Here is an 8989-nt window from a genome sequence, read left to right on the forward strand (position 1 = left end):
CGCATCCCCCGAGAAGGCTCCCGATGCACCGACTTACCTGGAATTGAGCTACAAGAAGGGTGACATCGTGGCCATTGATGGCAAGGCTATGACCCCCGCCCAAGTGATGGAGTACCTGAACAAGGTGGCTGGCGAGAACGGTATTGGTCGCGCCGACATCGTGGAAAATCGCTATGTGGGCATGAAGTCCCGCGGCGCCTACGAAACTCCCGCCGGTACGGTCATGCTGAAAGCACACCGTGCCATCGAGTCCATCACTCTGGACCGTGAAGTGGCGCACCTGAAAGACGAGCTGATGCCACGCTACGCCAGCCTGGTCTACACCGGTTACTGGTGGTCGCCCGAGCGCAAGATGATGCAGGCGATGATTGACGCCTCTCAGGCGAACGTCAACGGTACCGTGCGCGTTAAACTGTACAAGGGTAACGTGATGGTGGTGGGTCGCGAATCTGCAACTGACAGCCTGTTCGATGCCAACATTGCCACGTTCGAGGACGATGCCGGCGCCTACAACCAGGCCGATGCGGCGGGTTTCATCAAGCTGAACGCCTTGCGCATGCGTATTGCTGCCAACAAAGGTCGCTAGTCGGTCGGTAGCGAAATGCTCGAAAAAGCCCGCCTTCTGGCGGGCTTTTTTTTGACCTTAAACAACCTTTGCCGTTGCTGGTGGATAAGTGCTCGTTTTGTGAAATCTCGCACGTTTCAACGCGATTTTATGCTGATGAAACGATCGTCAACGCCGATAAGTTAGGTATTGCGTTTCGGGTGAAGATTTTAGAGGGGATTTATATGGCCGTTGTAGCAACTCATAATGTCGGTAAAGGGATGTGCAAAAAGACAGCTAAGGCGTTGCGCTGGTTAGGTTTTTTGAGTTGTTCCTTGATTGTTTTGGTTGTACTGGCTCAGTCCAGACAGGCTGCGGGCGTATCACCCGTAGGCTATTCGGCGATGGACTCTGCTGGGCAGATGCAGATGAACCATAGCGCACCGATGAGTTTGCGCTGATCTGAAGTAGATACTCGTGATTTTCGACGCCACCCCGGCTAATCTTCAGGGTGGCGTTTTTCATTTTTGGCGCGCAAATTTAGAATGAGTTTAAGTTAATCGCCAGATAGGTTTGTGATTCGCCGTGGTTGTCCAGACCTTGTGCCCAGCCCAATGCCAGTTGCAATGGTGCGCGGTACAGGGCAATGATGCCAAAGCCAAGTTCACCACCGATGCTGTGATAAAACGGGCCTGAGTGCTGGCTGGTGTCCCAGATCCGACCTGCCTCGGCAAATACCTTGGCGCTTACCCGGCGTAATCCCATCGGGATGGTCATAAATCCGTCTTCCACATCCAGCAAATGAGTACGCCATTCGGCAGTCAGCAAGTTGACGGCGTTCCCACGGAAAGCTAACAATCCGCTGGGATAGCCGCGCAACACGAACTGATGCTGTTCAGGGCTTACGCCGCCGGTTTGCAGCGGTTGGGCACTCACAAAATTGAAATTTGGCAGGGAGTGATTTTGCACCCCGGCCAGGGCGCGTAATGCCAGCACGGAATTATTGTGCGGAGACGAATACCACCACAGGTTGCCAAGAACCCGCGTGCCGTCGATGTTGTCCTCGCCACTCAGTTCGTGTGCGGCTCCCAGGTTGAAATCCACACCACTGTGTTCACTGATGGCACGCTGCGTGAGTTGATGTGTTTGAAAACGATAATTGAACAATCCCAAGCGGTCATCACCGCCGCGCATCAGTTCCGGGCCGCCCACCAGCAAAGGCAGAATCGGTGAATGCCAGGCATTGCGGGTGTATTCTTCGAGCCATGCCACACTTAAAACGTGACGCTGGCGTTTTTGCAACCAGGGCCAGGCGGCGAACAGCTGAATCTGATCGACTTCATTAATGGCAACAGTCGCGTCGTTGTTTTGGTAGAACTCGTGAGTGCGTTTGGAGAGCACGCCCAAGGTGGGCGTGAGTCGATCATAGCTGTATTGCAATTGCCAGTCGTTGAGCTTGTTTTTGTTGTCGTGAGCAACGCTGACAGAGTAGTTATGCCACTCCAGCGGGTCATTGCCGCCGGTGGAAATTTGCATCAAATTGCGTAATTCATCTTGATAATAGGCCGGTGCCCACCAGCGCGGGTAAACATGGCGCAGCGCGGAATAACCACCAGACGTGGATGGCGTGATGTTAGCCTCCAAGGGAGGCTCCGAGGTGGGTGTTTCCCGCGCGGGAAGTGTGAATGTGCGGGGATTGTCCAGCGTAATTTGATACAGCTGCTGGCCATCTCGGCTGAAACCGGCGTAATACACCTGCGCACGATCCGGGCTGAATGATGGCAGGAAGGCGCCACCGACGATGTTGCTCAGCTGACTGATTTGTTGATCGGCAAGACGCATTTGGTAAATGTTGTAGATGCCGGAATAGTCGGCACTGAACACCAGCCATTGGCCATCGGTGCTAAATTGCGGTTGTGTCTCAATGAAACTATCCTGGGTGAGCACACGAATTTTGCGCTGGGCCAGATCGAACAATTCGAGATTCCATCCCAAGCCGGGACGCCAGATACTGGCGACCAGCACATCGCCTTTGGGTGACCAGTCGATGTCACCGATATAGGCCGTTTCGTTCTCTGCGGCTTGCCACAAAACTTCCTGAAATTCGCCGCTGGCGGATAACAGATGTAGCGCAAATTTATCTGTTTGGCGATTGACCGCAATGATTTGCTGACCATCGGGACTCCAGCTGGCGGTGTGATAGCGGCCACCGTGAGTCAGGCGAGTTTCTTCGCCGCTGTCTGGATCGATGTGATACAGATCAAAATGCTGGCGGACGTTGTTTACAAATTCCAGTTGCGAAATGACGATGCCGGCCTGGGGATGCAGATCGAAATTGTCGCCGAAAAGTTTGTTGCGGATAATTTTTTGTTGACCACTGACAGGATCAAGTCGAACCAGTTTGCGCGGTGAGATGCGGTCATTCTGGATGTAATAAATTTGGCCTTGCGCATCTACGCGGGAAAAACCGCTATCGTAACCCGTGTTGCTGAGTTGCTGTACCGGTGTGCGGCCCTGACGATCAATGGTTGCAGTTTGCTCGGCAACACGCTTGCGCATGTACTGTTCAAATTCGTCCCACAATTCATAATAGTTTTTTCCCAGTACGCGATTGGCATTGGCGTTGACCATGTAGGGAATAGGGAACGAGCTGTAATCGTCGACCAGTTCCACAATGGCAGCTTCACCGTAGGTCTCTTGCAAAAACTGGAAGAAAAACACACCGTACAAATACCACGCCGTGCTGCTGGGCCAACTGACCATGGGCATGTTGACCTGATCCAGGGTTTTGAAATTTTGCTCGACCTCAACTTGCATCAAGCCGCGAAAATAGCTGTTCTGGCCTCGCCCCACACCGAGTTGCTGATCTGTTTCCACATAGGTTGCCAAGCCTTCGGCGAACCAATTGGGTAGCATGGTGTTGGGGAACAGCGGGAAAATGATGGGATAGGGGTAGCTCCAGGTTCGACCGAAAATGCCGCGCAATGCTTTAGGCAGACCACCGGCTTTGTCCAGATGGACGATGTGGACAAATTCGTGTTTGAACACCAAATGCTGCCAGTTATCGAAATCTTCGAGACTGTTGGGGGTGTCAGGTGGTGAGGCGAAAATGGTGATCTGATTGAATGGCAGGGGAGTGGCCTGGCCATTGGGGCCATCAAAACTGTCAGTGATGACCACGTGGGTTTTGGATTCAGGTCGCCACTGAAGAAAATCGGTGACTTCGGTATAGATGGCAGGTGCCATTTTAGCCAGGCGCTGGGCGGAATCTTCCAGGCCGTTGTGGTAATGGAAATAAAAGTGTTCGGTTTCCAGTGTCGACCAACGCAGTGAGGGATCGTGTTGGGTGGCTGCCTGGGCGGAATTCCATAGTCCGCTGACAAGCAGAACAAGCAACATCGCATGCATGATTGATCGCATTAATTGGGCCTATTTTTTAATTTTTCTTCCGCCATTAAGTGTCTTCACAAATACCTTGGAGCGGCGCTGGTAGTTGTAAAGTCCCTGTCTTGCCATCGGCAAACTACTGATGTCCTGTTCAACAAATCCCCGCTCGACAAACCAATGCGCAGTTCGCGAGGTCAGCACAAATAACTGGCCAATGCCCATGGCCTGGATTTTTTGCTCCACATAATCCAGCAGCGTATCGCCGCGACCTTCCTTGCGATATTCCTCATGAACGGCAAGGCAGGCAAGTTCGGCGGTATTGTCCACCGCGTAAGGGTAAATGGCTGCACAAGCGATGATCATGCCGTCTCGTTCCATGACGGTGAAATGATTGATTTCCATTTCCAGGCGCTCGCGCGAACGGCGCACCAAAATGCCTTGGCGTTCCAGCGGCGCGATCAACTCCAGCAGACCGCCCACGTCATCGATGGTGGCTTGGCGTACCTGGTCATAGTGATCCGAAGTGATCAAGGTGCCTGCGCCATCGCGGCTGAATAATTCCAGCAGCAGGGCACCGGACTGATTTTGATTGATGAAATGCACCCGGCGTACCCCCATTTGGCAGGCGCGCACGGCATGGCGAAAACAGTAAAACAGTTCGTCATCGGCATTCATGTTGGCCAGGCGATCTTCTGCCTGGCTGAGTGTCATCAGCTCCACCGGTTCGCCGTCGGCATCGGTCAGATTTTCGCTGTCGATGAAGCTCATTAATTTGTCGGCGCGTAATTGAATGGCGGCGGCGGTCGCAACATCGTCCGCGCCCAGACTGAAAATTTCGCCGCTGGGGGAATAGCCGATGGGCGAAAGCAGCACGATGCTGCCGTCGTTCAAATGTTTTTCAATGGCAGCAGTGTCAATCCGCCGCACTTCGCCCGTGTGCTGAAAGTCCACGCCATCGACCACGCCCAGCGGTTTGGCCGTGACCATGTTGCCGCCGACCACGCGGATGCGCGCACCAGCCATGGGCGAGTTGGCCAGTCCCATCGATAATTGCGACTCAATGGCCATTCTGACCAGCGCGACAGATTCCTGAATGCGGGGCAGCAGCACACTGTCGGTGATTCTCAGGCCGTTGATGCGCTGGGTTTGGGTGCCGGTTTCGGCCAGACGGGCATCGATTTGCGGCTGGGCACCATGGACTAGCACCAGCTTGACGCCCAGACTGTTCAGCAACGCCAGATCGTGCACCAGATGGCTAAAATCGTCGCGCGCGACGACCTCACCGCCGATGTGGATCACAAAGGTGCGACCACGGTGGGCGTTGATGTAGGGAGAGGAATGACGAAACCAGTGAACAAATTGTTTCGCGTCGCTAATTTCCACCGAATGACCTCGTAACACCTGAAAAAATAACCAGTTACTAATGCTATCAGCGTCCTGTAGCCCCCGCCAGACGAAAAATCGACAAATATCCCAGATCGGGCGGTATCCGAGTAAATTTCTGGTAGAATCGCGTCTTCGACTTAAGCAGCTTCGAGGATGTTTTATGCCCGTCTACCGTTCGCGGACTTCCACACACGGTCGTAACATGGCAGGTGCCCGCTCCCTGTGGCGCGCCACCGGCATGACTGATGCGGATTTTTCCAAACCCATCATTGCGGTGGCCAACTCGTTTACCCAGTTTGTGCCCGGCCACGTGCACCTGAAAGATTTGGGTCAGCTGGTTTGCCGCGAGATTGAGGCTGCCGGCGGGGTAGCCAAAGAATTCAATACCATTGCCATTGACGATGGTATCGCCATGGGCCACAGCGGCATGCTGTACTCGCTGCCATCACGCGAAATTATCGCCGATGCGGTGGAATACATGGTCAATGCCCATTGCGCCGATGCGCTGGTGTGTATCTCCAACTGTGACAAAATCACTCCCGGCATGCTCAACGCCGCGCTGCGGTTGAACATCCCCACCATTTTTGTTTCCGGCGGTCCAATGGAATCGGGCAAGGCCGTGATCGACGGCAAGATGGTGCATCTGGATCTGGTCGACGCCATGGTGTCTGCTGCTGACAGCAAACAATCCGATGCCAACGTCAATGCGATGGAGCGTTCTGCCTGTCCGACCTGCGGTAGCTGTTCCGGCATGTTTACCGCCAACTCCATGAACTGTTTGACCGAGGCGTTGGGCCTGTCCCTGCCGGGTAATGGCTCCATGTTGGCGACCCATGCTGATCGCAAAGGTTTGTTCCTGGAAGCCGGTCGTCGCATTGTCGAATTGACCAAGCGCTACTACGAACAGGAAGACGCGTCTGTTCTGCCGCGTTCCATCGCAAATTTTGATGCGTTTGAAAATGCCATGTGTCTGGACATCGCCATGGGCGGTTCCACCAACACCATTTTGCATTTGCTGGCCGCTGCCGAAGAAGCGGGCGTACCGTTCACCATGAAAGACATCGACCGTTTGTCACGCCTGGTGCCGCAGTTGTGCAAGGTAGCACCGAGCACGCAGAAATATCACATGGAAGATGTGCATCGCGCTGGTGGTGTGTTGGGTATTCTTGGCCAGTTGGAAAAAGCCGGTCGTCTGCACACACAGGTCAGCACCGTACACAGCGCAACCATGGGCGAAGCCTTGGCCAAGTGGGATGTTTCGCGCAGCAATGATGCCGCGGTACATACTTTCTTCAAGGCCGGTCCAGGCAATGTGCGCACCACCGAGGCGTTTAGCCAGGAGAAGCGTTGGCCCGAACTGGATCTGGATCGCAAAGAGGGCTGTATCCGCGATCTGGCGCATGCCTACAGTACCGAAGGTGGTCTGGCCGTGTTGTACGGCAATATTGCACTCGATGGATGTGTGGTTAAAACTGCTGGCGTGGATGATAGTATTCTTAAATTCGCGGGCCCTGCACGTATTTTTGAGAGCCAGGATGATGCGGTTGCCGCTATTTTGGCGGACAAAATCAAGGCCGGTGACGTTGTGGTTATCCGCTACGAAGGACCACGCGGTGGTCCGGGCATGCAGGAAATGCTGTACCCAACGTCCTATTTGAAGTCCAAGGGTCTGGGTAAAGCCTGTGCGCTGATTACCGATGGTCGTTTCTCCGGTGGAACGTCTGGTCTGTCTATCGGCCATGCGTCACCCGAGGCTGCCGAAGGCGGTGCTATCGGTTTGGTTGAAGAGGGTGATACCATCGAAATCGATATCCCCAATCGCTCCATTCGCGTGGCTATCAGCGATGAAACGCTGGCCACACGTCGTCGGGCGATGGAAGCCAAGGGCGCGGCGGCCTGGAAACCGGTCAATCGTCAGCGTCAGGTCAGCAGTGCACTCAAGGCGTATGCCGCCATGACCACCAGTGCGTCGCGCGGCGCGGTACGTGATGTTTCTCAATTGGAAAAGTAAGAGCGTTAGGAAAAACTGATGAGCAAAATCAAACTGCAAACCAACATGGGCGATATCGTGATCGCTCTGAATCACGAAAAAGCGCCTGTTACGTCTGCCAATTTTGAGCAGTATGTGAAAGATGGTTTTTACGACGGCACGATCTTTCACCGTGTGATCAATGGTTTTATGATTCAAGGTGGTGGTTTTGAGCCAGGCATGGTGCAAAAGCGCACGCGTGAAACCATCAAGAACGAAGCCAACAATGGCCTGAGCAACAAGGTGGGCACTATCGCCATGGCGCGTACACCGGATCCACACTCAGCCAGCGCGCAGTTTTTTATTAACGTGAAGGACAATTCATTTTTAAATTTCAGCTCTGAAACTCCTCAGGGTTGGGGCTACGCTGTATTCGGCGAAGTGGTGGAAGGCATGGACGTGGTCAACGAAATCAAAGGCGTTTCCACGACCTTCCGCATGGGCCATCAGGATGTGCCCGCCGAAGATGTAGTGATCGAAAAAGCGGTTGTGTTGGCTGAATAATCGCTGACACAGGTCGACAGAAAAACCCGCTGGCCATTTGGTCAGCGGGTTTTTTTGTTGTTGCTCATTTTCTGAAAAAAGCCACCTTCCGACAGGAGAGAAAATCAGAAGGTGGAAAGGCACCTGATTACACTTTAAATTTGCAGATCAGTTCCTGCAGGTTGATCGCCATTTGTGACAGCTCTTGGCTGGAGCTGCTGGTCTGATTGGCTGCTGCCGAGTTTTGCTGGCCGATGCCGCTGATGGTGCAAACATTGGCACTGACTTCTTCGGCAACGCGCGCCTGTTCTTCAGCCGCAGTAGCAATTTGCAAATTCATGTTGTTAATTTGCGCAACCACCTGGGTAATGTTGTCCAGCGCCAGACCACAATTTCGAGCATGCTCGACGCTGGTGCTGGCCAGATCGCGACTCAGACTCATGGCGCTGACGGCATCCGCCGTGCCTGATTGTACGCTGCTGATCATGGCTTCAATTTCTTCAGTGGATTGCTGAGTGCGCTGGGCAAGAATGCGGACTTCATCGGCTACCACCGCAAAGCCTCGACCTTGTTCGCCAGCACGAGCTGCTTCGATGGCTGCATTGAGGGCCAGCAGGTTGGTTTGCTCGGCAACACTCTTAATGACATCCAGCACAGAGCTGATGCTTTCAGATTTTTTCTCCAGTGCATCCAGTAATTCAGCAGCACTGGCGACACTGGTCGCAAGTTTCTCAATCGCAGCTGCGGCATTTTGTACGGTACGTGCGCCGGTTTCAGCTTCACTGTTCGCGTGTTTGGTAAATTCAGAAGTGCTGGCTGCATTTTGGGCAACTTCCTGCACGGTGGCAGACATCTGTTCCATGGCTGCGGCCATTTGGTCGATTTCGCCCTGTTGATTATGGGTGTTCGCGTTGGTTTCTTCGCTGACGCTGGCAAGTTCTTCAGAGGCGGCAGCCAGCTCAGTCGATGATTGATTCATCTCGGTCAGCATGTTTTTCAGATTTTCTTGCATGTGCTGCATTGATGAAATCAATTTGCCGATTTCGTCGCTGGAATGTGCTTGCAGGTCTTGTGTCAGATCACCTTGGGCGATGCGTTCAGAGGCACTGACAGCTTTATTTAAACCACGAACGATGCTGCTGATGATGGTGATGGACATT

At 53.6% G+C, this 8989-nt stretch carries 7 protein-coding genes; 4 read left to right on the top strand and 3 right to left on the bottom strand.

Annotation, left to right across the window (positions count from 1 at the left end; all coding sequences use genetic code 11):
• Both OEW58_13625 and OEW58_13630 read left to right on the top strand, forming a co-directional pair.
• Positions 1–586: argininosuccinate synthase (locus OEW58_13625; protein MDH5302386.1), on the top strand; the 586-nt coding region annotated here is incomplete at its 5' end.
• Positions 587–654: 68 nt separating this feature from the next.
• Entirely contained in the window at positions 655–1005 is a 351-nt protein-coding gene (locus OEW58_13630; GenBank protein ID MDH5302387.1) for a hypothetical protein, read from the top strand.
• Positions 1006–1084: 79 nt separating this feature from the next.
• Here the strand turns inward: OEW58_13630 and OEW58_13635 are convergent, their stop codons facing one another.
• Positions 1085–3964 (bottom strand): hypothetical protein, encoded by a 2880-nt coding sequence (locus tag OEW58_13635; protein MDH5302388.1) that lies wholly within the window; start codon positions 3962–3964, stop codon positions 1085–1087.
• 9 nt (positions 3965–3973) lie between these two features.
• Complete coding sequence (argA, locus tag OEW58_13640) at positions 3974–5314, bottom strand: amino-acid N-acetyltransferase (protein MDH5302389.1); 1341 nt, start codon at positions 5312–5314, stop codon at positions 3974–3976.
• Positions 5315–5477: 163 nt separating this feature from the next.
• Between argA and ilvD the strand changes: the two genes are divergently transcribed.
• Complete coding sequence (gene ilvD / locus OEW58_13645; protein ID MDH5302390.1) at positions 5478–7328, top strand: dihydroxy-acid dehydratase; 1851 nt, start codon at positions 5478–5480, stop codon at positions 7326–7328.
• An 18-nt stretch (positions 7329–7346) separates the two neighbouring features.
• On the top strand, positions 7347–7850 hold the full coding sequence (locus OEW58_13650; GenBank protein MDH5302391.1) for a peptidylprolyl isomerase: 504 nt from the start codon (positions 7347–7349) through the stop codon (positions 7848–7850).
• A 127-nt stretch (positions 7851–7977) separates the two neighbouring features.
• Here OEW58_13650 and OEW58_13655 read toward each other — a convergent pair.
• A partial coding sequence (locus tag OEW58_13655; GenBank protein MDH5302392.1) for a HAMP domain-containing methyl-accepting chemotaxis protein occupies positions 7978–8989 on the bottom strand: 1012 nt, incomplete at its 5' end.

Source organism: Gammaproteobacteria bacterium (genome assembly GCA_029884425.1).
In the GTDB taxonomy this organism is placed as follows: domain Bacteria; phylum Pseudomonadota; class Gammaproteobacteria; order S012-40; family S012-40; genus JAOUHV01.

Bases quoted from the DNA above. Each gene is read 5' to 3' on its own strand.
- OEW58_13635 (MDH5302388.1), bottom strand. From the start codon at position 3,964: ATGCGATCAATCATGCATGCGATGTTGCTTGTTCTGCTTGTCAGCGGA.
- ilvD (MDH5302390.1), top strand. From the start codon at position 5,478: ATGCCCGTCTACCGTTCGCGGACTTCCACACACGGTCGTAACATGGCA.
- OEW58_13650 (MDH5302391.1), top strand. From the start codon at position 7,347: ATGAGCAAAATCAAACTGCAAACCAACATGGGCGATATCGTGATCGCT.